This window comes from Nocardia sp. CA-120079, assembly GCF_050955745.1.
Taxonomy (GTDB): Bacteria; Actinomycetota; Actinomycetes; order Mycobacteriales; family Mycobacteriaceae; genus Nocardia.
In genome coordinates this window covers 6,057,518-6,080,056 of record NZ_CP192088.1, presented here as the reverse complement: position 1 = coordinate 6,080,056, position 22,539 = coordinate 6,057,518, and the positions used below count along the sequence as shown (strand labels likewise).

Annotated in this window: 19 protein-coding genes and 1 pseudogene; 7 read left to right on the top strand and 13 right to left on the bottom strand. The window is 66.3% G+C overall.

All coding sequences use genetic code 11. The features are described from left to right. Nucleotides 1-133 precede the first annotated feature (133 nt). The 5 genes and pseudogenes from ACQPYR_RS28165 (at nucleotide 134) to ACQPYR_RS28145 (ending at nucleotide 5,673) form a co-directional block, all read left to right on the top strand. Complete coding sequence (locus ACQPYR_RS28165) at nucleotides 134-1,528, top strand: MFS transporter (protein WP_433621961.1); 1,395 nt, start codon at nucleotides 134-136, stop codon at nucleotides 1,526-1,528. A 242-nt stretch (nucleotides 1,529-1,770) separates the two neighbouring features. Then, nucleotides 1,771-2,268 (top strand): MarR family winged helix-turn-helix transcriptional regulator, encoded by a 498-nt coding sequence (locus ACQPYR_RS28160; protein WP_433621960.1) that lies wholly within the window; start codon nucleotides 1,771-1,773, stop codon nucleotides 2,266-2,268. Between the two features lie 37 nt (nucleotides 2,269-2,305). Further along, nucleotides 2,306-3,817 (top strand): annotated as a pseudogene (locus ACQPYR_RS28155) (MDR family MFS transporter); the annotation flags it as partial. 48 nt (nucleotides 3,818-3,865) lie between these two features. Next, a complete protein-coding gene (locus ACQPYR_RS28150) occupies nucleotides 3,866-4,852 on the top strand; it encodes an MSCRAMM family protein (RefSeq protein WP_433635259.1) in 987 nt (328 codons plus the stop codon). Continuing rightward, complete coding sequence (locus tag ACQPYR_RS28145) at nucleotides 4,852-5,673, top strand: YceI family protein (protein WP_433621959.1); 822 nt, start codon at nucleotides 4,852-4,854, stop codon at nucleotides 5,671-5,673. Before ACQPYR_RS28150 ends, ACQPYR_RS28145 begins: the two co-directional genes overlap by 1 nt. Before the next feature lie 74 nt (nucleotides 5,674-5,747). Here the strand turns inward: ACQPYR_RS28145 and ACQPYR_RS28140 are convergent, their stop codons facing one another. The 11 genes from ACQPYR_RS28140 to ACQPYR_RS28090 all read right to left on the bottom strand — a co-directional run bounded on the left by ACQPYR_RS28140 (nucleotide 5,748) and on the right by ACQPYR_RS28090 (nucleotide 18,297). Next, nucleotides 5,748-7,475, bottom strand: a complete 1,728-nt coding sequence (locus tag ACQPYR_RS28140; RefSeq protein ID WP_433621958.1) for an enoyl-CoA hydratase-related protein — start codon at nucleotides 7,473-7,475, stop codon at nucleotides 5,748-5,750. A 104-nt stretch (nucleotides 7,476-7,579) separates the two neighbouring features. After that, a complete protein-coding gene (locus tag ACQPYR_RS28135) occupies nucleotides 7,580-8,320 on the bottom strand; it encodes a class I SAM-dependent methyltransferase (RefSeq protein ID WP_433621957.1) in 741 nt (246 codons plus the stop codon). Nucleotides 8,321-8,603: 283 nt separating this feature from the next. Next, entirely contained in the window at nucleotides 8,604-8,882 is a 279-nt protein-coding gene (locus ACQPYR_RS28130) for a hypothetical protein (RefSeq protein WP_433621956.1), read from the bottom strand. A gap of 683 nt (nucleotides 8,883-9,565) precedes the next feature. Next, the gene (locus ACQPYR_RS28125) at nucleotides 9,566-10,135 is read right to left on the bottom strand and encodes a hemerythrin domain-containing protein (protein WP_433621955.1); all 570 of its coding nucleotides are present in this window, start codon (nucleotides 10,133-10,135) and stop codon (nucleotides 9,566-9,568) included. Between the two features lie 122 nt (nucleotides 10,136-10,257). Further along, complete coding sequence (locus ACQPYR_RS28120) at nucleotides 10,258-11,133, bottom strand: universal stress protein (protein WP_433621954.1); 876 nt, start codon at nucleotides 11,131-11,133, stop codon at nucleotides 10,258-10,260. 623 nt (nucleotides 11,134-11,756) lie between these two features. After that, nucleotides 11,757-12,221, bottom strand: coding sequence for an aminoacyl-tRNA deacylase (locus ACQPYR_RS28115; protein WP_433621953.1), 465 nt, complete (start codon nucleotides 12,219-12,221; stop codon nucleotides 11,757-11,759). A gap of 54 nt (nucleotides 12,222-12,275) precedes the next feature. Further along, complete coding sequence (locus ACQPYR_RS28110) at nucleotides 12,276-12,503, bottom strand: FAD-binding protein (protein WP_433621952.1); 228 nt, start codon at nucleotides 12,501-12,503, stop codon at nucleotides 12,276-12,278. Nucleotides 12,504-12,611: 108 nt separating this feature from the next. After that, entirely contained in the window at nucleotides 12,612-14,066 is a 1,455-nt protein-coding gene (locus ACQPYR_RS28105; RefSeq protein WP_433621951.1) for an amidase, read from the bottom strand. Further along, nucleotides 14,063-14,515, bottom strand: coding sequence for a DUF2871 domain-containing protein (locus tag ACQPYR_RS28100; RefSeq protein ID WP_433621950.1), 453 nt, complete (start codon nucleotides 14,513-14,515; stop codon nucleotides 14,063-14,065). The genes ACQPYR_RS28105 and ACQPYR_RS28100 overlap by 4 nt, the downstream gene beginning before the upstream one ends. A 7-nt stretch (nucleotides 14,516-14,522) precedes the next feature. Further along, entirely contained in the window at nucleotides 14,523-14,960 is a 438-nt protein-coding gene (locus tag ACQPYR_RS28095) for a DUF4267 domain-containing protein (protein ID WP_433621949.1), read from the bottom strand. A 73-nt stretch (nucleotides 14,961-15,033) separates the two neighbouring features. Continuing rightward, nucleotides 15,034-18,297, bottom strand: a complete 3,264-nt coding sequence (locus tag ACQPYR_RS28090; protein WP_433621948.1) for an AfsR/SARP family transcriptional regulator — start codon at nucleotides 18,295-18,297, stop codon at nucleotides 15,034-15,036. A 203-nt stretch (nucleotides 18,298-18,500) separates the two neighbouring features. On the opposite strand from ACQPYR_RS28090, the gene ACQPYR_RS28085 reads away from it, so the two are divergent. Further along, nucleotides 18,501-19,415: a D-alanyl-D-alanine carboxypeptidase family protein gene (locus ACQPYR_RS28085; protein ID WP_433621947.1), complete on the top strand. Its 915-nt coding sequence runs from the start codon at nucleotides 18,501-18,503 to the stop codon at nucleotides 19,413-19,415. Between the two features lie 241 nt (nucleotides 19,416-19,656). Here the strand turns inward: ACQPYR_RS28085 and ACQPYR_RS28080 are convergent, their stop codons facing one another. Both ACQPYR_RS28080 and ACQPYR_RS28075 read right to left on the bottom strand, forming a co-directional pair. Further along, entirely contained in the window at nucleotides 19,657-20,253 is a 597-nt protein-coding gene (locus ACQPYR_RS28080; protein ID WP_433621946.1) for a hypothetical protein, read from the bottom strand. Nucleotides 20,254-20,345: 92 nt separating this feature from the next. Next, nucleotides 20,346-20,492, bottom strand: a complete 147-nt coding sequence (locus ACQPYR_RS28075; protein ID WP_433621945.1) for a hypothetical protein — start codon at nucleotides 20,490-20,492, stop codon at nucleotides 20,346-20,348. A 587-nt stretch (nucleotides 20,493-21,079) separates the two neighbouring features. Here ACQPYR_RS28075 and ACQPYR_RS28070 point away from each other — a divergent pair. Then, nucleotides 21,080-22,321: a lipase family protein gene (locus ACQPYR_RS28070; protein WP_433621944.1), complete on the top strand. Its 1,242-nt coding sequence runs from the start codon at nucleotides 21,080-21,082 to the stop codon at nucleotides 22,319-22,321. Nucleotides 22,322-22,539 lie beyond the last annotated feature (218 nt).

Below are 22,539 nucleotides of genomic sequence, written 5' to 3'. Positions count from 1 at the left end.
AAAAGTTCGTCGCCGGGCTTGCGGCGCGCCGTCGTTTATATGGGCGCCGCGCCACATCTGCTCCCGGCCCATCCGTAGCAACCGAACATTGCTTCTCCAACGAACAAGGAGCTGAACAGCAGGAAAGGCAGTCTTGACCGCGACCCGCGCCGACGACTACGAGAACACCACCACCGGCACCGATTCAGTTCGGTCCGATCTGCCGGAACCGGCGTCGGAGCAGCCATACCGCACGGGCGGAATGTTCGCTTCCCTCACCGTCCCCAATTACCGCTATTACTTTGCCGGCCAAGTGGTTTCGAATACCGGCACCTGGATGCAGCGGATCGCCCAAGACTGGCTGGTACTCGGTCTCACCGGGAGCTCATTCGCCGTCGGCATCACCACTGCCATGCAGTTTCTGCCGATGCTGCTGTTCGGTCTCTACGGCGGCGTCATCGCCGACCGCTTCCCCAAGCGGGGCCTGCTGGTCATCACCCAAGCAGCCATGGGGCTGCTCGCCGCGATACTCGCCGTCCTGACGCTGACCGACAGGGTCGAGGTCTGGCACGTATACCTGCTGGCGCTGCTTCTGGGCATGGTGACCGTGGTCGACAACCCGACGCGGCAGTCGTTCGTCCCGGAAATCGTCGGCCGCCAGCGGCTGCGCAACGCCGTCAGCCTGAACTCCGCCAACTTCCAGGCCGCTCGGCTGGTCGGACCGGCGGTCGCGGGAGTCCTGATCGCCGCGGTCGGATCCGGCTGGGCCTTCGTGATCAACGCCTGCTCTTTCGCGGCCGTCATCGGCGGCCTACTGGCGATGCGACGAACAGAGTTGACGCCGGTGCCGCGCTTGCCGAGACGGAAAGGCCAGCTGCGCGAAGGCCTTCGCTACGTGCGCGAGCATCCACAACTGCTCTGGCCGATCGTAATGGTGGGCTTCATCGGAACCTTCGGCTACAACTTCCCGACCGTGCTGTCGGGTTACGCCTACCACGTCTTCGATGTCGACGCCGGAAAATACGGCCTGCTCAACACAGCATTGGCCGCGGGATCGCTCGTCGGCGCGCTCCTGGCGAGCCGGCGCGGACGGGTGCGGATGCGGATGCTGGTCGCCACCGCGATCGGCTTCGGCGTGCTGGAGGCGGTCACCGCCTTCGCCCCGGACTACTGGCTTTTCACGGCCATGCTCACCGTGGTCGGGCTACTCGGCCTCACTTTCAACACTTCCGGCAACTCGATGGTGCAGCTCGAGACCGACCCGGCCATGCGGGGCCGGGTGATGTCGCTGTACATGATGGTGTTCACCGGGGGCACCCCGATCGGCGGCCCGATCGTGGGCTGGCTCACCGAACGGTACGGCCCCCGGTTCGGATTTTTCGCCTGTGGGGCGGTCTCCGCAGTGGCGGCGGCACTGGTTGGTCTCGTTCTCGCCCGATCCGCTGGCCTGCGGGTGCAGATCTCCGGTGGTCGGCTGTCGCTCGTTGCCCGCGAGGAGAAGCTGCTTCGCGGCCGTTCTGCACGGCACGGCGTCGGGCCCTCGGCGTGAACCGAAGCGTCACATCATCTGCGCGATGCCGTCCACGATCAAGTCGACCTCCGACGCGATCAGCTCCGACGGTATCGCCCGGCCCAGGTTCGTGGCGTGCAAGCTTCCGACAATCCAACGTGCGGTCAGTTTGGGCGGGTTGCCGCTGCCGGCCGACGCACCACGCCCAGTTAATTGCTTAGCGCAAGTAAACTATGTATAGTTGCGTAGTACAAGCAACTAATTTCGTGCTGGGAGTGGACATGGCAGTGTCACCCGATACGGCTCAGGGCCTGATAAAGGAGCTCTATTTCATGGGCCGGGCGATCCGCGCTGCCCTTTCACACCCGGAAGAAGGGCACCTGCTGCCAGGCGGTGTCGGCGTGCTGGGGTCCCTCGAGGCCAAGGGGGCGTGCCGGCAGGTGGATCTGGCCGTGGACTTGTGCATCACCCCATCGACGCTGAGCAGGCACGTCGCCGAGCTGGTGAGCTCCGGCGATATTGCCCGCCATGCCGATCCCAGCGACGGCCGGGCCACCCTCATCGAAATCACCGACCAGGGACGCGATCTGCTGCGGCGGGTCCGACTGTCGCGGGCACGAGGATTGCAGGCCGCACTCGCCGATTGGAGCGAGGACGAAGCCGAGCAGGCCGCCATGGTTGTTCAAAAGCTCAGGAATTCACTGGCCGCGGTCGCGCATCACACGGTGGTGGGTGAGCGGGAGCCGGTTTCGACAGAGAGTCAGGAAGTGGATGTCTAATTCAGTCGACGCGCAGACGCGCCGCGATCCGGATGCGATGACCCATCGTCAAATCCTGGAAGCCCTGACCGGCTTGCTTGCGGCGCTGTTCACCGCGCTGCTCAGTACCACGATCGTGTCGACCGCGCTGCCGACGATCATCGGTGATCTGCAGGGATCGCAGACCGCCTATGCCTGGGTCATCACCACAGCGTTGCTGGCGAATGCCGCATCCACCCCGATCTGGGGCAAGTTCGCCGATTTGTTCAATAAGAAGCTGCTGGTCCAATCGGCGATCGTCATCTTCGTCGCCGGCTCGATCGTTGCCGGACTCGCCCACAACGTGGCGGTGCTGTTGGTCGCGCGTGTCATCCAGGGCATCGGCATGGGTGGGTTGACCGCTCTGGTCGTGGCGATCATCGGTTCGATCGTCGCGCCGCGTGAACGCGGTCGGTACTCGGGCTATATGGGTGCGGTGATGGCGGTGTCGATGTCGGGTGGGCCGATCCTCGGTGGCGTCATCGTCGACAGTCCGCTGGGCTGGCGTTGGTGCTTTTTCGTGTGCGTGCCCATCGCGGTGATCGCGCTGGTGCTGCTGCAGCGCACGCTGCGGCTGCCCACCGAGCGCAAGACGGGCGTATCGATCGACTGGCTCGGTGCGGGCCTGCTGACCGCTGGTGTTTCGGTGCTGCTGATCTGGGTGTCCTTCGCCGGGAAGGCGAACTACTACGCCTGGATCTCTGCCGAGTCGGCGCTGTATGTCGGTGCGGGTGTGCTGCTGCTGATCGCGACGGTGTGGGTCGAGTCCCGCGCCGAGTCGCCGATCATCCCGCTGCCCATCGTCACCGAACGCACCACGGGTTTGGCGATCATCGCCTCGATCGCGGTCGGTGTCGGCATGTTCGGTGCGACCACCTTCCTCGGTCAGTACTTCCAGACCGCGCGTGGCTACTCACCGACCGTCGCGGGTGTGCTGACCATCCCGCTGGTAGCGGGCATGCTGACCGCGTCGGTCGGGTCCGGCCAGCTGATCACCCGGTTCGGTAAGTGGAAGAGCTTCGTCGTCAGCGGCGGTGCGCTGCTGGTGGTCGGGTTCGGGTTGCTGTCCACGATCGACCATGCGACCAACCTGTGGCTGGTCGGGGTCTACATCGCCGTTGTCGGGCTCGGTGTCGGCATGATGATGCAGAACCTGGTGCTGGCCGTGCAGAACACCGTGAGCGTGCACAATATCGGCGCGGCATCGAGCAGCGTCGCCTTCTTCCGCACCTTCGGCGGCGCGATCGGCGTCTCGGTCCTGGGCTCGGTACTGGCCACCCGAGTGAGCGAGCTCTCGGCGCAGGGTTTCGCCAGGCTCGGTGTGCAGACTGGGTCCTCCGGCGGCAGCAACCTGAATCTCGACGCATTGCCGGCACCCATAGCCACCATCGTGCGTGCTTCCTACGGTGATGCCACCGGCCGGATCTTCCTCATCGCCGCGGCTGCGACGGCCGTCGCCCTCATCGCGACCATCCTGCTTCCGAACCGTCCCCTGCGCCGCACGGTCGACATCGATCCGACCCTCGACCCGACAACGAAAAAGTCTGCGTCGCAAGATGATCCAACCGTCGCGGACGACATGGCGGCACTGGATGCCGAACTTGCCGCATTCGCGGAGTCGAGCTGGGACGAAGCCCAACTCTGGGAGGGCGCCGAGCCGGTGTTGTCCGAGCCCGAACCGGTGCCGGCCGCGTCGGTCGCCGGGCATGTGCCGGTGGAACAGAACGGGCGTGTGTACCGGGTCGTTGCGTCGTCACAGAACGGTCTATCGACCGTGTCCGGGTCGGACTTGGCCGGTGCCGGTGGGGCATTGGGGGGTCGTGTCCATCGTGAGGACGGTCGTCCGGTGTCGGGTGCGGTGCTGACGTTGATCGATCACGGCGGCCGTCAGGTCGCGCGGGCGAGCAGTGCCGCTGATGGCGGGTACGCGATCACCGCACCGGAGACGGGTGGCTATGTGCTGATCGTCTCGGCGATGGGGCACCAGCCGGCTGCGGTCAATGTGTCGGTCGGTCAGCGGCCCCAGCACCTCGATGTGACCTTGCTGGGTTCCGGTGAGTTGTCGGGTGTGGTCCGTTCGGCCGGCCACGGTGTGCCGCTGGCGGGTGCGACCGTCACCTTGACCGATTTGCGCGGTGAGGTGGTCGGAGCGGCTGGCACGGGCGGCGACGGCAGCTACGTGTGTCACGGTGTGGCATCCGGTGTCTATACCTTGGTCGCGGTCGCCGAGCATATGCGTCCCAGCGCCGCCACATTGACGGTGCCGGACAGCGGTGTGTTGCGCCATGACATCGAGCTGGCCGCGATGGCGGTGCTCGCCGGATCCGCGTGGGCCGACGGCGGCCGGGCGGTGCCCGATGTACTGGTCAGTGTGCTCGACGCGGCGGGGGAGGTGACCGCGACGGCACGCACCGACGAGAACGGCCACTATGTCGTGACCGATCTGCTCGAAGGGCAGTACACGGTGGTTGCGCGTGGCTATCCGCCGGTGACCGGGCAGGTCACTGTCTCCGGTGGCGAGGTCGCCTACGATGTGCGGCTCGGCTACGAGCCCGAGGATCGCTGATGAGCGGGTTGACCGGTCGTGTGTGCACCACACAGGGATGGCCGGTACCGGATGCGATCTTGACGGTGACGGATATGCGGGGGCGCCAGATCACCCGTGCCGTCGTCGACGAGACCGGGGCCGTGGGCACCGAGCTGTTGCCCGCGGGTGTTCATACCGCGGTGCTCACCGCTGTCGGGTTCGAACCGGTCGCGCGGACCGTACAGATCTCTCCGGCGGGGACGGGTGCGCTCGGCGAGGTGGTGTTGCTGCCGGTCGCGGGGGCGATGGCGGCTCCGCCGCCGGGACCCTGGACGATCGATCCGGTGCATTCGACGGTGATCGCAACCGCACGTCATCTGGGTATCGCGAGCATCAAGGCCCGATTCGCGGAGGTCAGTGGGCGGCTCGATATCGCTGAGCCGTTCGAGCGGTCCACCGGGCACGTGGAGATCAAGGCCGCGAGCATCGATACCGGTACCTCGATGCGTGACAATCACCTGCGTTCCCCGGATTTCTTGGATGTCGACACCTATCCGCTGATCACTTTCACCGGCAGCGGGTTTCGTCGCACCGGTGGTGACACCTGGGTGATGCCGGGCGAGCTGACCCTGCACGGGCAGCGTCGCCCGGTCGATCTCGACGTGACCTACGGTGGGTTCGGAGCCGATCCGTGGGGTGGCGTGCGTGCCGCGTTCCACGCCGAAACAGTATTGCACCGCAATGATTTCGCGATCGACTACAACGCCGTCGTGCGCGCGGGCGTGGCCGCCATCGGCACTACCGTCAAACTCGACCTCGACATCGAAGTCGTACAAGGCGAGCAGCTCCCCACAATGTAAGTAATGACCTGCCTGCGAAATCTACAATTCGACAACACTGAACTGCTGCAGTGCCAGTCGATGGCGACGGGAGCTCATGAGGTCTTCCTCATGCCGAGCGCGCCCCCTGTCGAGTGTCGCGGAGCGGCTTTCCGCATGAATGCCCGTCTCTTCGCGGTGAAGCCGAGCGAGTCGTCGAACAGGTTCGCCGCCATCTCCGCCAGTTCTCGACACTCGTAGACCTCCAGTGGTCGGTGTCCGAGATCGCGGGCAAGGTGTTCGTGCTTGCGGCGGATGGTTTTCTCCCACAGTTCCGGCAGCGCGTATTCGTGGGCTAGCTCGTTCAGCCAGAGGTCGAACTCGATATCGGGTCCGACGTGGTCGACCAGACCGATATCCAGCGCCTGTGTCGTGTCGACGGGCTCGCATTCGGTGAGCAGGCGGTGTGCTGTGGCCGCTCCCACCCGTCGTGGCAACGTGAGTGAGTGCAGTTCGGAACCACGCAATCCCATCGTGGCGTAATGCACGTCGAGGACGGCGCGACCGATCGCGACCACGACGTCGCCGGCTTGCGTCATCACCGCACCGCCCGCACCGCAGGATCCGGTGATTGCGACGAGGGTCAGCTTGGGGCACAGCAGAAGTTCCTTGCACACTTCGTTGAGGGCGACGATATTTTGCCAAGCCGCATTGGCGGGGTCATCGGCGCACTCGATGGCGCCGAGGTGCAGTCCGTTGCTGAACGTCTTCCCGGTCTCACCGCGTACCACCAGTACGCGACTGTCGCGCAGCGACACGGCGCGGATCGCGCGCGCCAGCCGTCGACACAGGTCGGTGGACATCGCGCCGTTGTAAGTGCGGAAGGTGAGCTCACCGACCTGTTCGTCGATCGATCGGTAGGCGATGTCTTCGAATACTTCTGGTGTTGCTGACGCCGGAGCCTGTCCCTTAGTGGGCGAAAGTGAGCGGGCCGGGACCCCGGCTCGGTCGAGGACCGAGACAGCGGGTGCTTTACACGACCAGCGGTCGCCGAGGTCGATTCGCAGGTGCCCTATCCAGATACTCTTGCCGTCGCCGCAGGCGATTTCCAGCGCGTGATGTCGCCGTCCGACCACCGTTCCCGCTGATGCGACGACGTCTTTATGTCCTGGATGGGCGTCGTAGAGATATACCGAGCGGTCAGCGATGTGTGAACGCACTCCGGGAGATCCATCGGCGGCGAGGATGCGTCGCCGAATCAGCTCGGAATCGTCTCGCCAATCGAACGCGCGGTCGGACTGACGCATCCTCGGCCGGGTTCGTGCGTGCGCGATCGGGCGATGCGCGTCAGCTTGGTCGGTGGGCCGGAACGTGGGGTCGGCGGCTTTGTCGGCGACCTCCACGATGCATTGAACAGCGGCATCCGAGATGATCGAGCCATAGATGTCGGACTTTCTCCGGCCCTGTGGGAGCACGACAGTTCGGGTGGCCCAGAGTGGCCCAGCGTCCATGACATCGGTGGCTGTCACCGCGATCACGCCCCACACGGGTTCCTGGTCAGTGATGGCCCAGTCCAGGCTGCTGGGGCCTCGGTCGCCGACCGGTCCCGGATGGATGACGACCACTTTCGGCCACCAGCGGCGAGTTACCCAGTCGGGGATGCGTGCGGTCAGGTACGGGCAGATGATGAGGTCGAAGTCGGTTCTCGCGACGGCTTTTCCGATGTCGTCGCTGTCAGCGACCGTCGCGGTGCGCACTGTGTGCCCGCTGCGTTGCAGAACGAGCCGCGCGCGACGGCACAGCCCGTTGTCCGTGCTGCACAGTAGAAGAATCCGCAGTCCCATCCCAGCTCCTGTGATAAGAAAGCGCACCAATCGTGTTGCGGTAGCCTAGATCTTGCAACCCGGCCGACGTACCAGACATCATTCCGGCCAGCCATTCGTCGTAGTCAGCGGATCGCGACGACCACGGCGTCGGTGATGGATCGCCATGCCACCCCGGTTTCGGCGAATCCGGCCTCGCGTAGTCGGGCACGATGCCAGGCGAGGGGATGCGACACTCCCCTGACCCGTCCTTCGAAGATCGCACGGCTGGCGGCGAATTCGTCGGCGAGCACCGGGTCGGCGGCGACGTCGGTCCACCACTGGTCCCAATCGCGTGCTCCCTTGGCGCGGGCACGCTCCCGGTGGACGGTTTGAATGATCTCGTCCAGGGCGTTGAGCAACGGGGTCTGGGGATCGGGCATGTGATCGGCGTTGACGAATATCCCACCCGGGCGCACGAGCGGCCGCAGGTCCGCGTACAGCCGGGCCAATGTCTCGGGTTGCATCCAGTGTGTGGATGTCGCGGTCAGCACGGCGTCGAACGGCTGGGCCGGCAGTGCCCGCGTCCACCCCGGTTCCTCCAGGTCGGCGACGACGAACGAGATGCGGGCATCCCCGTCGAAGGATCCCCTCGCCATCGCGAGCAGGGTGGGATCCCTATCGGCCGCAACCGAACTCGCCTCCGGTAGCTGGGCGAAGAGCCGACGGCTGATGCTGGCGGTCCCACACGCCAAATCCAGCACTCGTGGTGCCTTTCCGGCTGTCGCTTCGACCAACTCCAGCATCACCCGGAATCGCTCCTCGCGATCGGGCATATACAGCTCCTGCTGGCGATCCCAGCTGCGTTGCCATGCTTCCCAGTTCACGCATCCTCCCGCGATCGAACTAATGCTCGTGCTTTCGGGTACCTTCCGGTAACAAGATCGACAACGACGCCGATTCTTCCGAACACCCGCGCGATCCCCGGGAGAACACGCGGGCATCGGGTCAGGCACTTCCGAATGTTGATTCACCGCGATGCGGTCCTACGGGCACATCGCGTGCAGTAGACCCGTGAGCTGGTGCGGTCCGGATACTCGATTCAAGCCCCATCGCATACGGCACCGCGAATTGGCAGCCCCGGACAGACTGCGTCCGGCTCGTGTCGGTCTAGTCGTCGCGGAATACGTCGGCCCTATGGTGCAGACGCTGAGAGAAGCTCTCGGTCCAGGCCGCCGTTTCGCTGTCGTCGTCTTGCGATGCGCCGCGCTGCGCGAGATCACGAGGTACTCGCATCGGGCGCGCCATGCGGGGGTGTAGCGCGACCAATCGTGCGCTGTGGGCCAGGTAGTCGGGGACGCTCATGCCCGCGCACTCGGCCGCATCACACAGCTGGGCCCACTCGGTGTCGTCCATGGTCACCGTTACGGTGACCTCCTTGGTCGCCATACCTGCCCACAGTAGACCGCGCGCTCGGGATCCGGACTCAGCTCGAGCGCCGCAACCGCGGCCAGAGCGTCACACGAATGTCGGCCGACTGACTCGCAGAACGCCAGCCGTTCCGGAAAGTCGCCTGGCACAACGGGTTTCACGTCACATCGGCAGCGGCAGATGCTGAACCACGCGCTGCACCGCCTGCGGGCCCTACAGCGCGTTACCACCGGAGCAGCGCGTCACCACCCGTTGGACTGGAACGAAGTCGACGAACGCGGCATGAGGTCCGACCGCTTCACCATCCGCGACATACGCATCGCCGCATACGGCGACCCCCTGGACCGGGCTGCAGCGGCATGCCCGTTCACTCACCCGGCCACAGCAGCGCCTGCAACGACTCCACCGCACCCAGGGCTGAGTTTCCAGGTCGTGCCAACCGCGGTGCCGGATGGTGGCCCAGTTCGGGACGGACACGGATGTTTCGCTGCTGGACTTCCGAAAGCGACGCGGGCCTGGAGTCAGACAGCACATCCGAAGACTTCGATCCCTGAACTGCCCACGCTGACGTGGACAGCACGACCGGCTACCCGCCGGACTCGTGGTCATTCGCGACCAAGCCGGACGCCGGCGCTTCCCTCGATACCTGAGCGCCGAACCGCACTAGTTGTCTGCCAGGCCCGCAAGTGAGGGAACGGTGTTCATTTTGTGCGGGGTTTGCTGATGGCGTCTTTGGCGCGGTCCATCATGGCCGCGAATGGTCCGACGAGCAGATTCGCGCTCGCCGACTCGACGCCGGGGTGCGGACGGGTCGGCGCCATCGCTTCGGCGAATTTGACCGCGTTGCGTAGGCGCGCCATCTCGTCGGGTTCCAGCTCCGAACGTAACCGGTTGAACTCCTCGTGCTCCTCGTGTTCGGCGTGTGCGAGCACCCCCTCGCGCAGGGCCGTGAGTTTGGCGTCGAACTCGGGAGAATCGATGTCGACCGCTTCGATATCGGCGAGCTGGCGCTTGGCCTTGTTCTCTTCCTCGAGACGCGCCTCGATGATGTCGGCACCGTCATGGACTTCTCGCCGAAAGCGCGGATGGATGATTTCTTCCTCGGCGGTTTCGTGGACCGCCAGCAGGCGGCGCAGTTCGTAGAACTTCTGCTCCCGCTGTTCCGCCGTTGGGGCTTGTGCGACCTCGGCGAACAGTTCGCGGATGCGCATGTGTTGCTCGATCAGAAACGTGACGACATCATCGGTGGTGTTGATCGACGTTGCTTCCACGATCGCCTCCTTGGACAACTGGTACGGGCAGCGCGAATTGCGCTGCTGCGGCCTTACCCCTGGAAGGGGACGGCAAACACATCGCATGCAGGGCAAGGAATCGGAGGCTGTGTCGCGTTCGCCTATCTGGAGCGCACGATGATTATCGGGATTTCCGCTGAGTGCAGCAGGGCGCTGCTGGTGGAGCCGAGGATCATGGTGGCGAAGCCGCCGCGGCCGTGGCTGCCGACGACCACGAGTTGGGCGTTGGCGGATTCCTCGACGAGACAGCGGCCAGGCCGATCGACGACGACGATCCGACGGACCGGGACGTCGGGGTATTTGGCGGTGTAGCCTGCCAGAGCTTCGGCGAGTACGACCTGTTCCTGCCGATGTAAGTCCTCCCAGTCACCGATCGGGAGGTCGAGGCCGGTGACGTCGCTCCAAGCATGTAGAGCGACAACGCCGACGCCGCGCAGCGAGGCCTCCTCGAAGGCCAGTTCGACGGCGGGAACGCTGTTGTCTGTGCCGTCCACGCCGACCAGGATCGGTTTGGTCGCCGAGACCGCGTCGATTGCGGGCGTGTTGTGGATCACCGCCACTGGGCAGCGGGCGTGGTGCGTGGTAGCTGTGCTGACCGAGCCGAGCAGCCCGCTGCGGAATGCGCCCAGGCCGCGGCTACCGACGACGAGCATTCCGGTGTGTTCGCTTCGATCGATCAGCGTGGGAATGATCGAGTCGAACGTCAGCTCGCCGGTAGTGTCCGGCTCCGTGCCGGGGGCGGCTGTTCGGGCCACACGGATCGCTTCGGTCAGGATCCGCTCGCCGTCGCGGCGCAGTGACTCCAGGTCCGCTTCCCCGATCGAGGTCCCGGGACCGAAGCTGGTCGGGATCGCCATCGAGGTCAGGATGTGCAGCGGGCTGCGGTGCAGCGCGGCTGCTACCGCTGCCCAAGCGACAGCATGATATGAGCTGGCCGAGCCGTCCACGGCCGTGAGAATCGGTGGATTGCCTGCCATGGGTTGCCTTTCGCCGCAGAGATCACTACTTGGCCGTATGCGGGATACCCGGTTCCGGCGGCGCGACGCCGGCCCGCAAGAACAGGTCGTGCACAGCGGCGCACCATCGGCTGCGCCCACGTACTGGCGATCAATTTCGATGGTCGCGGTCCGTTCAACCTGGCCGCATGATTGGTGATCGTCGGATTCCGGCTGGCCGAGCTGTTCGTCACACATGTGGTTTCGGTGTCGGCTGGCGCTTGCCGTGGGCCGGCATGCGCGAAGCGTTGGGTTGGGCGGACGCGCGGGCGTCCGGACGCGGGAACACATCTAGGCGACCGGGCTGGCCGAAGCCGACGAGAATGCTCGCGGAATTCGGCGGCGTCGCCGCAGCACGCCTCGGCGACCGCGAAGGGCCCATGCGAGGAGTTCGTCGACCATTTCCAGGGCGTGCTCCCATTTGCGGCGACGATGATCGGCGCAGGGAATGGCACCTGGCGCGACGCGCCGCGATGACCGCCGCATTCTGGGCCGTGTGGGGAGAGCGGTGTCGTCCAAGCCCGCGGGCATGAACCGCCGCCGCACCAGGGGAGCGAACGCGTGGTCGATCACGGCGCGCACGCTGACGGTGACTGGCGGCAGTCCTAGTTGGAGAAGTGTCCTTTTTCTGCCTGTTCCATCAAGTGCATGAACTGCTCGGTCCGCATGTGGATGAGCGTCTCGTGGTCTCCGGCCTCGAAGTAAATGTCGGGCTGTGTGGTCAGGCTTTCGTCCATCAGTGTCTTCATGCCGTAAGCGGTGCATACGGGAGGGATGGCGCCGAGTTCGCAGTCTTTGAAGACTTGGCGGATGTCCGACTCGTCGGCGAATGATAGGCGCCGTCCGGTTTGGTCCCACAGTTTCGGCAACCGTAGGTGATGAGTGGATGGCAGCACGGCACCGAGGTAGCCCTGTTCGTCTTCGAGCAGGATCGTCTTGGCGAGTTGGTCGCCCGGGATAGCCGCAATTTCGGCGGTCTCGGTGCTGCTGTGGCTGTGCGGATGCCGCACGAGTTCATACTCGACGCCCGCATCGCTCAGGCACGCGTGCACGGTCGGTGACATGGGCATGGCGGAACCTCCACTGGCTGGTTGGTACCACCGCCGAACCCGGCGGACCAACTTTCAGCATAGGCGCCGGGCACGTCGCCGTGCCGGATCCACCTCGATCCGATCGAGTCGGCGCGTGCGCACCAGGATGGTGCCGGCGGTATCACCGGAAGCGCCGTGGCCGTTGGGTTGAGCGGTCACCGACAGGCCCGCGTCGCGCGCGTAGCCGACTACGGCGGCCATATCGTCCGCGTCTTCGACGTGGACGACCGCCGCGACCGGCTGGTCGATATCAGATTCCACGGCGTCCGTGCGGTATCGAACTCTTCGTCGCCCGGCAGCAGTACTCGCCCGCGCACGGCGGATCGCAATGTGTTGTGTGACATCTTGATTCCCTTCGCTATGGAATATTCACCGTGTCGTGCCCGAGCCACTGGACGGAGCCTGGCTCGGGGCAGGGCGCCGGGTGGTCGGGTCGGTCGCCGGGGAGATGGGTGTGGGCATCGGAAAGGCCACCTCGATGTGGGCAGCGGCGGTCAGCGCGCGGCGCTCGGCGAATGGGGCGGTGATCAACTGGACCCCGATGGGGAGACCTTCGGCAGAGACGCCCGCGGGGACCGTGACCGCGGGCAGGGCCAGGTAATTGGCGGCGATCGTGAGGCGGTGCGCCGCATACATGGTCGCGACCTGTGCGGTGCCGCCGAGGTCGTAGCCGACCGGCCAGGGCAGTTCGGTCGAGACCGGGCCGAGCACGATCGGGTGCTCCGCGAGGAAACGGGACCAGGCCGCGCGGCGGGTGAGGCGCTCACCCAGCGCGGTCATGTAGCCCGCCAGATCCAGCGGCGGGAACAAGTCGATCGCCGCGTCCACGAACGTGTTCAGTCCGGCACTGCCGACTCGTCGCATGGCTTCGCGGCGCTGGACCACCACCTCGGTGGAGACCAATCGGCCGTAGTCCGCAGCCACCTCGCCCAATTGCGGCGGATCCAGTTCGGCTACTGGATATCCCGCGCGTTCGAGGGCGTCGGCGCAGCCGAGCACCGCGGCCCGCACCTGCGGATCGATATCGTCACCGAGCGTGACGGCGATCGCGGGCATGGCGGAATCGGTCGCGTCACGCACCGGAATCCATCCGGGATCGCGCGCGTCAGCGCTGTCGCTGAGGACCTCGAAGGCGGCCGTCAGATCGCGCACGGTGCGCGCCAACGGCCCTGGTGCCGCGAACAATTGGTTCGTCGGTGCGGGTGCGGCCCCGGGCAGGCTCGAGGCCACCGCCACCCGGCCGGGCGTGGTGCGCAGAGAGGCGACTCCACAGAACGCGGCGGGTATCCGCAATGAACCGCCGAAGTCGGTGCCCAGGCCGAGGGGTGTCATGCCCGCGGCTACCGCGGCGGCGTCACCGCCGCTGGAACCGCCCGGACTGCGGGTCGGGTACCACGGATTCACCGTCGGGCCCGCCTCGTCGTTGTCGGTGTGCCAGCGAGTGGCGAAGTCCGGCATGTTCGTTCGCCCGATGACGATCGCCCCGGCTCGCCGCAGTGCGGACACCGCGGGTGCATCCGCTGTCGCGACGGCCTGTCCGAAGCCCGCCACGCCCCAGGTGGTCGGGCTGCCCGCGACATCGAGGTTGTTCTTGACGGTGAACGGAACCCCGTGCAGCGGCCCGGTCGTCACCCTGCGGTCGGCCGCGGCCGCCGCCGCACGCGCGGTCTCGGCGAATACCGTGGTGAGCGCGCCGATTTCGGCATCGACCTGTTCGATGCGCTCGAGATGGGCCTCGACGACCTGGGCCGCGGTGACCGCGCCCTCGGCGATCAGCGCCGCGAGCGAGACCGCGTCCCGCGTCCACAGCTCACTGGTGTTCACGATGCCTCCTGTTCGGCGAATAACGCTGTGGTCTGCGGTGTTCGGCTGTCGTCGATGGATTTGCCGAGGGTGATGAAGAAGAGGATCAGCCCGACGGTCAGCAGGATGTGGCCCACACCCGCGCCGAGCGCGATCGCCTCACCACTGCTCTTGCCCAGCACGGTGAGGGTGCCGTGCAGCGTCATGACCGCGATGGTGATGACCAGGCCGATGTTGTACAGCCAGAAGAACCAGCCGTACAGGCTTTTCCGGGCGCTGAGCGTGAACTGCTTCTCCAAGGCCAGCACGATGAGGAAGAACAGCATGCCCAGCGCCAGCACGTGGGTGTGCACGACACCGAGCTGCGACTGCCCGGTGAAGTGTTCGACCTTGGTGATCTCGCGGTAGTAGAACCCGGAGATCAGGCCGATGATCATGTAGATGTGAGCGGTATTGAACAGCGTCTTCATCGGGCGCTCAACGGTTTTCACGGCGCAGCAGGAGCGCGCCGGTGGCGGCCACCAGGGCGGCGGTGAGGCCGTGCACACTCAGGGCGGTGGCGGTGGAGCCGCGGCGCACCAGGATGGTGAGCATGTCGCCGGTCGGAATGAGGGCGATGGTGAGCAGACTGACGCCGACGGCGCGGCGCTGCCCGGTCGCGAGCAGGGCGAGCACGATCAGGCCGGTGACCACATCGCGGACGCCTTTGACGTTCAGGAAGCCGTCGGCCGCACCGCCCGGCCAATCGGTGAGGCCGAACTCAGGGGCCATTCGCTGTGGGGCGAGCAGATAACCGCCGCCGACGGACATGATGAACCCGGCGCCCAGTACGGCACCGGCCGTGCCGAGACGTTCGCCGAGTCGACGGGAACCACGCACGGAAACAACTGATTCCGTGTTCGGGGGAACGGACATGAACACTCCTGGATCGGTGGGATACGCGTCCCGAGCATCCAGTGCGGCCCGTACCGTTCGCTGACAGTCGTTGTCAGCGAACGGTACGCAGCAGTTCCAGCACCGCCTCGTCCGGAAGCCGAGCGCCCGCAAGGAATTCCGCGCCAAGGCGCGCGGGGCCGAGCGCCGCTTCCACCTGGTCGAGCGCCCGCCGCCGAAACGGGCCGATGCGGATCACCCCGGCCCTCCGGTTGATCCGGTCGGTGGCGCCGAGAATGCGGGCCGCGCGCCCAGGGGCGCCCTGCGCCAGAGCGACCAGGGCGTAACCGATACCGACCTCGGCCAGCAGCGCCGCCGAGGTCTGAGCGGCCAGATCGCGGGGCATGGCCAGCTCGCGCAGCGCGTCCTCCGGCCGCCCCGCCGCGACCAGGGCCGCCGCGTGGGCGGTGCTCACGAAGACCGCGTTCACGAAGCGGACGGTGTCGTGGCGTCCGGCGGGTGGTGGACCCGCGGGGAGCGGCTGCTCGGACATCCGCCGGAACAGTTCCAGTGCCCGGTCGTTGTCGCCGCGCAGGTGGGCCAGGTGCGCCTGCGTCGCCGCCACGAAGCGCCCGGGTGCGGGAATGATGTGCGGGGTGATCAGGGCCTCGGCCTGGTCGAGATAGGTTGCCGCGCTGTCGGTATCGCCGCCGACCAGGTGCATCTCTGCCGCGAAGAGCAGCACGCCCATGCGCTCACCGGCGCCCAGGTCGGCGCTGAGCAGTTCCAGTGCGCTCGCGATCAGCGGGCGGGCGCTGTCCAAGCCGAGCATCCGAGTCCGGTAGCTGGCCAGGGAGATCAGGGCGCGACTGTGTGACCGGGCGTCACCGTGCGCGCTCAGGCAGGTCAGCGCCGCCTCCAAAGTGGGTAGGGCGCGGGCCGGATGGTCGCCGCCCAGTTCATCGAAACCCCGTGCTATCAGCGCATTTCCGCGTAGCCATGGATCGTCGGAGGTGGTACACGCGGTCAACAGGCTGTCGTCGTCGCCGAGCAGGTCACGCAGCGCCAGTATGAGCACGAACATCGGGTGCGGGGGCCGATCCTCGGTGAGGGCCGCGCGGGTCAGCCGCTCGAATTGCCCCGTGTTCTCCCGGATTTGGCCCCACCAGATGTTGGTGAAGTACGCCGGTAGCTCCTCGGCGTACCGACAGGCCAGATAGGCCCCGGTGCACCCCGGCGGCGGTGTGTCACCGAGCAGCGCAAGGACCTCGCGGCGGCGTTCGGAGATGTCGCCGTGCAACCCGCGCAGCAGCCAATACCAGACGAGATTCGCGTACAAGCGAACCGCACGCTCACCGTCGCCGACGTCCAGCGCCCAATGCAGCGCGGTTTCGCAATTGCCGTGTTCGGCGATCAGCCGCGCGAGCCAATCGGGGTGTGCGGCAGTGCGTAATCCGTGGGCCGCGGCGTCGGTGAATTCGAGAAAGCAGTCGGCATGGATGCGGGCGACCTCGTCCGCCTCGCCGACTGCGGTCAATTCAGCGGTCGCATAGGCTCGGATGGTCTCGGCCATTCGATAGCGCTGTCCATCGAAGTCCACCAACGACTTCGTCACCAGTGAAGTGACCGTGTCGATGGCGTCCGGACCGCACACCTGGGTGACGGCGTCCAAGGTCGCGCCGCCCGCGAATATCGAAAAACGCCGGGCCGCTGCGGCTTCCGCATCGGTGAGCAGTTCCCAGCTCCAGGCGACGGCCGCGTGCAAGGTGCGATGGCGCGGGACCGCATGGCGAGTGCTGTTGGTGAGCAGCCGGAAACGATCGGTGAGCCGCGCGCTGAGGTCCGGCAGCGGCAGGCTCCGCAGGCGGGCGGCGGCCAGTTCGATGGCCAGCGGCATGCCGTCCAGACTGCGCACGATGGCGCGGACATCCTCGGAATTGCTCTCGGACAGAGCGAAATTCGGGAGTGCCGCGGTAGCGCGGTCGATGAACAGCTGGACCGCGGGTGATGCGGTGACCGTCAGGAAATCCGCGTCGGCTTCAGGCAGGTCCAAGGTCACGACCGGATACAGTCGCTCGCCGTCCACGCCGATCGGCTCCCGGCTCGTGGTGAGCACCCGCAGCAGGGGCAGCCGCTGCAACAGATCATCGATCAGGCGCGCGGTCGCCTCCACGACATGCTCGCAGTTGTCGAGTACCAACAGCATTCGGCGGCCGGACAGCGTCTGCTCCAGCACATCGGCCCATTCCGTGGACAGTTCGTCGGGTCGCTCGAACTGAGCGAGCGCGTTCGCTATCGCCACTCCGACCGCGGTCACGGCCGGTCGGTCGGCCCGTTCGCATTCGAGTGTGGCGAGTTCGACGAAAGCGTGACCGTCCGCCCAGTCATTGGCGTGCGCCCCGACCGTCTCGGCGGCCAGCCGGGTCTTCCCAACGCCCCCGGTACCCGACAGTGTCACCAGTCGGGCCTCGCGCAGCGCCCGTCGCACTCCCTCCACGTCGCGGCCGCGTCCGACGAAGCTGGTGAACCGCCTGGGCAGCAGCGGCGCGGACACCTTTGCTGCCGCGCTGGCCCGGGATGCCGCCGTAACTCCCGTTCGACCCGATCCGGGCATCGTCTCGATGGCAGGTGCGTCGACTGCGGGTTTACGGGGTGCGTTCGTGTGAATTTCGGCCAGGGCCGCGCGCAGCACCTCGGCGGGTGTCGTGCCGAGCTCGTCCAGTAACAGGGTCTCGGTTCGTTGAAACTGTTGTATCGCCTCGGATGTTCGTCCCGTTGCCACCAGCGCCCGCACCAGTCGTGCGGCCAGCGTCTCCCGGAGCGGATGTGCCGCTGCTTCCGTGCGGAGCTCACGCAATACCTCGCCGCCTCGGCCCAGGGCTAGAAAGGCGTCCGCGCGCAGTTCGACTGCATCGAGCCGCTGTTCGGTCAATCGCAGTGCCGCGGCGCGCAATTCCGCCGATTCCCCCGCATCGATCAGCGGCTCCCCGCGCCACAACGCGAGCGCGGCATCGAAGCACGCGATGGCTCGTTCGGCCTCACCGGCCGCGAGCAATGCCCGCCCCGCCTCGACCTCACGCGTGAACCGATGCGCATCGACGTCCTCGGGCGCCAGTTCGAGCACATACCCGCCCCCGTCATTACGCACCACCCCCGGCGCCGCCGCGCGCAACCGACTCGCCAAGGTCTGCAACGCATTCCCGGTGCCCGCCGGCGGGTCCTCCCCCCACACCCCGTCCACCAGTCGCGCCGCCGACACTATTCGCCCGGCTTCGAGTGCCAGCAACCCCAGCAATGCCCGCACCCGCGGCCCCCCGACTGACGCCTTCGTCCCGTCCGCGGCCTCCACTATCACCGGACCCAATAGCCTTACCAGCATGAATCGTCCATCTCACGGTCGATCCTGCGTGGCGCCCGGCCCTCTCGTCAACCCGGGCGAAGCGGGGGAGCTCGCTATCCCATGAGGTACCGGCTGTGATAATCCTGTCGCGGATTAGCCGGTTGTACGCTGTCGCTGGAGGCGCGGGTAATCCGGTCGGTGAAATCCCACTGGTTGACGGGGTTGAACGGCAGAATGTGGACATGCCAAAATTTGCCCGATTGTTGCAGTATGCCGTCGCCGTGGCGCTGGTCGTGGCAGCCGGTCATGGCGTCGCTGCCGCGCCCGCCGCGAGCGACGCCCATATTCAGTTGCCCTGGCTGACTTCCGAGCCGGACGGAGTGCAGGCCTCGGGTGCAGCGCTGGCAGACGGAATCACCGGCACGATGCTGTGGTCGCGACAGCCGAACACGCCGGTCCCGATTGCAAGCATCGCGAAGGTGATGACGGCGCTGGTCGTGATCAATGCCGGTGACCTCGACCGGACCACTACCGTGCCGCAAGAGAGCATTGCCTACTGCACCAGGTATGACGGAAGTAGCGCGGGCCTGGTCCCCGGCGAGGTGCTCGCCACGCGACAACTCCTGTACGCGATGATGCTTCCGTCAGGCTGTGACGCCGCCTATACCCTTGCCGAGGCCTACGGGCCCGGCCAAGACGGCTTCATCGCCAAAATGAACGACACCGCGCGTCAAATGGGCCTGGCGGGTACGCAATTCACCGACCCCAGCGGGCTGCCCGCCCCCACCGACGACTCCACATACTCCACGCCTGCGGACCTGGTGGCCCTTGGTCTGCGCGCGATGAGCCTGCCGGTGTTCCGCGAGGTGGCCGGGGCGCGGAGCTATCACCTGCCCGCCGGCCCGGGCAATCGCGATCACTTCTGGCAGACCACGAACCTGCTGCTGCGCGACTATCCGGGCACTATCGGCATCAAAACCGGATCCACCGACGCCGCGGGAGCCTGCCTGCTGTTCGAGTCGGTGCGGGCGGGAATACCGCTGATCGGTGTGGTCCTGCACAGTTCGCCCGGCAGCGGTGTCGTCGCGAAGAACGACGCCGAGCGCATGCTGAACTGGGCCTACGACCCGATCCTGACCGCGCTACCGATCGGTTAGCGCCGACTGTGGCACCCCGCCGGCGGATCCCGGTGCGGATCAGGACGATTCGTGGTCCGCCGCCCGCGAAACTGGCTACAGCTGGTGCTGCTGCGCCCAGTCCCGTTTATCGCGCGGCTGGCAGGCGAGATCGACTGCGGCTCAGGACTTAGCGCCCGTTTGTCTTCGGCTGGATGGTGATCTCGTCCCGCCGTTGGTTCTCGTCGAGAGGTTCCGCGGTGAACGCAGCTTCTGGGAAGTACTACCTCGGCGGCCAGGAGGAGTGCGGTGGGTACTGGTGCTGCGGGTATTGGGCGGGTGGTTGCTGCCACTGCGGTGGGTGCGGCGGGGTCGGGGTACGCGGCGCAGACGATCGGGCCGACGCGATGATTGCCGTCACCGACGCGCCCAGGGCGAGTAGCGCGGCCGGGATGCCGAGGGCGAAATCTTTGACCTCGGCGTATTCCGCGTGCTGCGCGATGCTGACCACGAATGAGAGAGCCGGGGCGAAGAGCGCACCCGCGGCGACGGCGGCGAGTGCACGGAAAGCGCCGTTCTTGGCACCGGCGCCGGTCACCAGGATAACGGCCGCCACCACGGCGATCGCGGCGGTGAGCAGGAAGGGGATATGGTCACCGAAATCGAGGTATTTGTCGGTGAATCGCGAGATTCCTATCAGAATCGCGGACAGTACGAGCAGCCCCGCGGTGACCCAGTCCAGCGGTGAGGCGCCCGCCCGCGGCGGTGCACCGAACCCGGGCGGCGGATACTCCGGCCGCTGCTGCGGATACGGGTACCCCTGCGGATTAGGGTAATTCCCTTGCGGTGGAAACGATTCGGGTTGTTGTGGCGTAACCACGGCGAACTCCTTGCTGACCCCCGGGGCCGACGTGCGATCGATCAGGTCGGTCCGGCAACCATACCGAACAGGGGCCCGCGGGCCGGCCGGTTCTACGGCCCGACATATAACTCCTCGTTGGGCAGCCGTGGGAGGCCGCGCGTGTCGCCCGGGACCACCGAAACAGCGTCGACATAGTGGTGGGTCTTGTGGTCCTCGATGAACTGCTCGGCGGCGCTGGCCCGCGCTATGAAGTCCAAGATCACTCCGTGCAGGTTGATCCGGAGGTGCACGTCCGGCTCGTAGGATGCTCCGGCGCTCGTTGCACTTCCCGGTGATGTGCGGGCATCGGTGTGCATGGTCGACCGCGGTACGGGGTGGCAGATCATCGGTTCACGCAAATTCCGAGCAGTTGATTTTCTTGGTCAGGCGGTATTCCAATACTCGTTCAGGACCATCGCACGACCCTTCCCACCGATGGTGAACGGGATCCGGACACCGAGTTCGGTGAGCACGGCGCGGAATTGCGTTGGCGCGCTTGTGTCCTCAATTAATCCGCTACCACCATGGCACCCGAGCCGTCAGCCCGGCGATGCCACCGACTTCCGGCGTGTGCCGGCGGCGATGGATCGATCCACAAGGTCTCGGCTGTCCGGTTGGTTGTCGCGGGTCCACGAGCCCGACGTGTCCGCTGAGCCGATGCTGAGGTTTGTCTGTATCGAATGACAAATGCTATTTTCCCAGTACATCGGCTATTTTCGGCGTATCGCTGAAAGTTTGCCGATAAGGTCGCACGAGAGCTCGGACTTGCTGGTCAAACGAATGCCGTGAACTACCCATGGAGGTCATGGTCGTGACTCGTCGGTTTCTTCGCTTTCTCCGCAGCAGGCGCAGTGGTTCACGACGAATCCTGAGTGCGCTCGGTAGCGTGGCACTCGGGCTGCTGCTGGCCACGACGGCAACCGCGGAACCGTTGTATCCGCAGCCCGATCCGGACCCGTTCTTCGCGGCACCGGCGGATCTGGCGGCGCACCGGCCTGGTGATGTACTCGACGTACGGGCGCTGCCGCCCGTGATCCTCTTCCCCGGCGCCACCGTCACGCTGGTCTCGTTCCGGTCCACCAACTCTCAGGGCGCGCCGATCGCGGCGACCACCACGATCCTTACCCCCATCGGCCATCAGCCCGACGGGCCGCTGCTGTCGTATCAGCACTTCATCAATGCGCTCGGCACCGCGTGCGCGGTATCGCACCAGCTGTACACCGGCGATCCGAATCTGGTGACGACGGCGTCGATTTTGAACACGGCGCTGGCGCAGGGCTGGAGTGTCGCGCTGCCGGATCATCTCGGCCCGAACTTCGCTTTCGGCGCTGCGCGTTTGGGCGGCCAGATCGTATTGGACGGTATCCGCGCGGTGAAACGGCTGCCCGAACTCGCCGTGCAGCACAGTCGGGTGGTGCTGGCCGGTTACTCCGGCGGCGGCATGGCCACCGGATGGGCAGCCGCGCTGCAGCCGTCGTACGCACCGGAACTGGAGCTTGCGGGCGCGGCCATCGGCGGCGCTCCGATGAACATGGAGATAATGGCGGAGGCGGTGGGCATGGAGACGCATCCGGCCTTCGGACTGGCCATGGCGGCGGCGATCGGCCTGGAGCGGGAGTACCCGCAGCGGATGCCGGTCAGCAGGTATCTCAACAAGCGCGGGTTGGCGGTCCGGGACGCCATGGCCAACAGTTGCACCGCCCAGATCCTCGTCACCGGTGTCGGCGGCAGCGCCCGCGAATACCTCGCCAGCACCCCGACTGCTGCCCTCCCTGAAGCTCGAACGGTGCTGCGGGAGAACAGTCTGGAATTCTACGATAGGGTGCCGGAAATACCGGTGTTCGAATGGCATTCGCCGACCGACCCCCTGATTCCGATCGAAGCGATCGACCATGTCGACAGCCGCTGGTGCGCGGCCGGGGTGCAGGTGCAGACGCTGCAAGTGCCCGCGTTCGAGCATCTGTCGGCCGCGGTGATCGGTGCCCCCGGGGTGCTGGTCTGGCTGAACGCCCGGATTCTCGGCGAGCCCGCACCCGCCACCTGCTGACGGATCGGCGCCCCACTCGACGGACCGCCCTATTCCAGTTCGCAGAGCGGAAATCGACTTCGACGCGAGACGGTCCGGCCGCGCGCACACCGCGGTCGTGTGGATGCTGGGCGTCAGCGGGGGAGCGGAACAGCCACGTCATCGTTGCCGTGGCCACAGAACCTCGTGGGAATGCAACATCGAATTCCTGAAAAGTGTCCGATCGCCGCTTTACACCC

Excerpts from the sequence above, each read along its gene's own strand:
- ACQPYR_RS28090 (WP_433621948.1), bottom strand. The coding sequence starts at position 18,297 with ATGCTGGTAAGGCTATTGGGTCCGGTGATAGTGGAGGCCGCGGACGGG.
- ACQPYR_RS28140 (WP_433621958.1), bottom strand. The coding sequence starts at position 7,475 with ATGGGACTGCGGATTCTTCTACTGTGCAGCACGGACAACGGGCTGTGC.
- ACQPYR_RS28085 (WP_433621947.1), top strand. The coding sequence starts at position 18,501 with ATGCCAAAATTTGCCCGATTGTTGCAGTATGCCGTCGCCGTGGCGCTG.
- ACQPYR_RS28150 (WP_433635259.1), top strand. The coding sequence starts at position 3,866 with ATGGCGGCACTGGATGCCGAACTTGCCGCATTCGCGGAGTCGAGCTGG.
- ACQPYR_RS28120 (WP_433621954.1), bottom strand. The coding sequence starts at position 11,133 with ATGGCAGGCAATCCACCGATTCTCACGGCCGTGGACGGCTCGGCCAGC.
- ACQPYR_RS28160 (WP_433621960.1), top strand. The coding sequence starts at position 1,771 with ATGGCAGTGTCACCCGATACGGCTCAGGGCCTGATAAAGGAGCTCTAT.
- ACQPYR_RS28130 (WP_433621956.1), bottom strand. The coding sequence starts at position 8,882 with ATGGCGACCAAGGAGGTCACCGTAACGGTGACCATGGACGACACCGAG.
- ACQPYR_RS28070 (WP_433621944.1), top strand. The coding sequence starts at position 21,080 with ATGGTCGTGACTCGTCGGTTTCTTCGCTTTCTCCGCAGCAGGCGCAGT.
- ACQPYR_RS28145 (WP_433621959.1), top strand. The coding sequence starts at position 4,852 with ATGAGCGGGTTGACCGGTCGTGTGTGCACCACACAGGGATGGCCGGTA.
- ACQPYR_RS28115 (WP_433621953.1), bottom strand. The coding sequence starts at position 12,221 with ATGCCCATGTCACCGACCGTGCACGCGTGCCTGAGCGATGCGGGCGTC.
- ACQPYR_RS28095 (WP_433621949.1), bottom strand. The coding sequence starts at position 14,960 with ATGTCCGTTCCCCCGAACACGGAATCAGTTGTTTCCGTGCGTGGTTCC.
- ACQPYR_RS28100 (WP_433621950.1), bottom strand. The coding sequence starts at position 14,515 with ATGAAGACGCTGTTCAATACCGCTCACATCTACATGATCATCGGCCTG.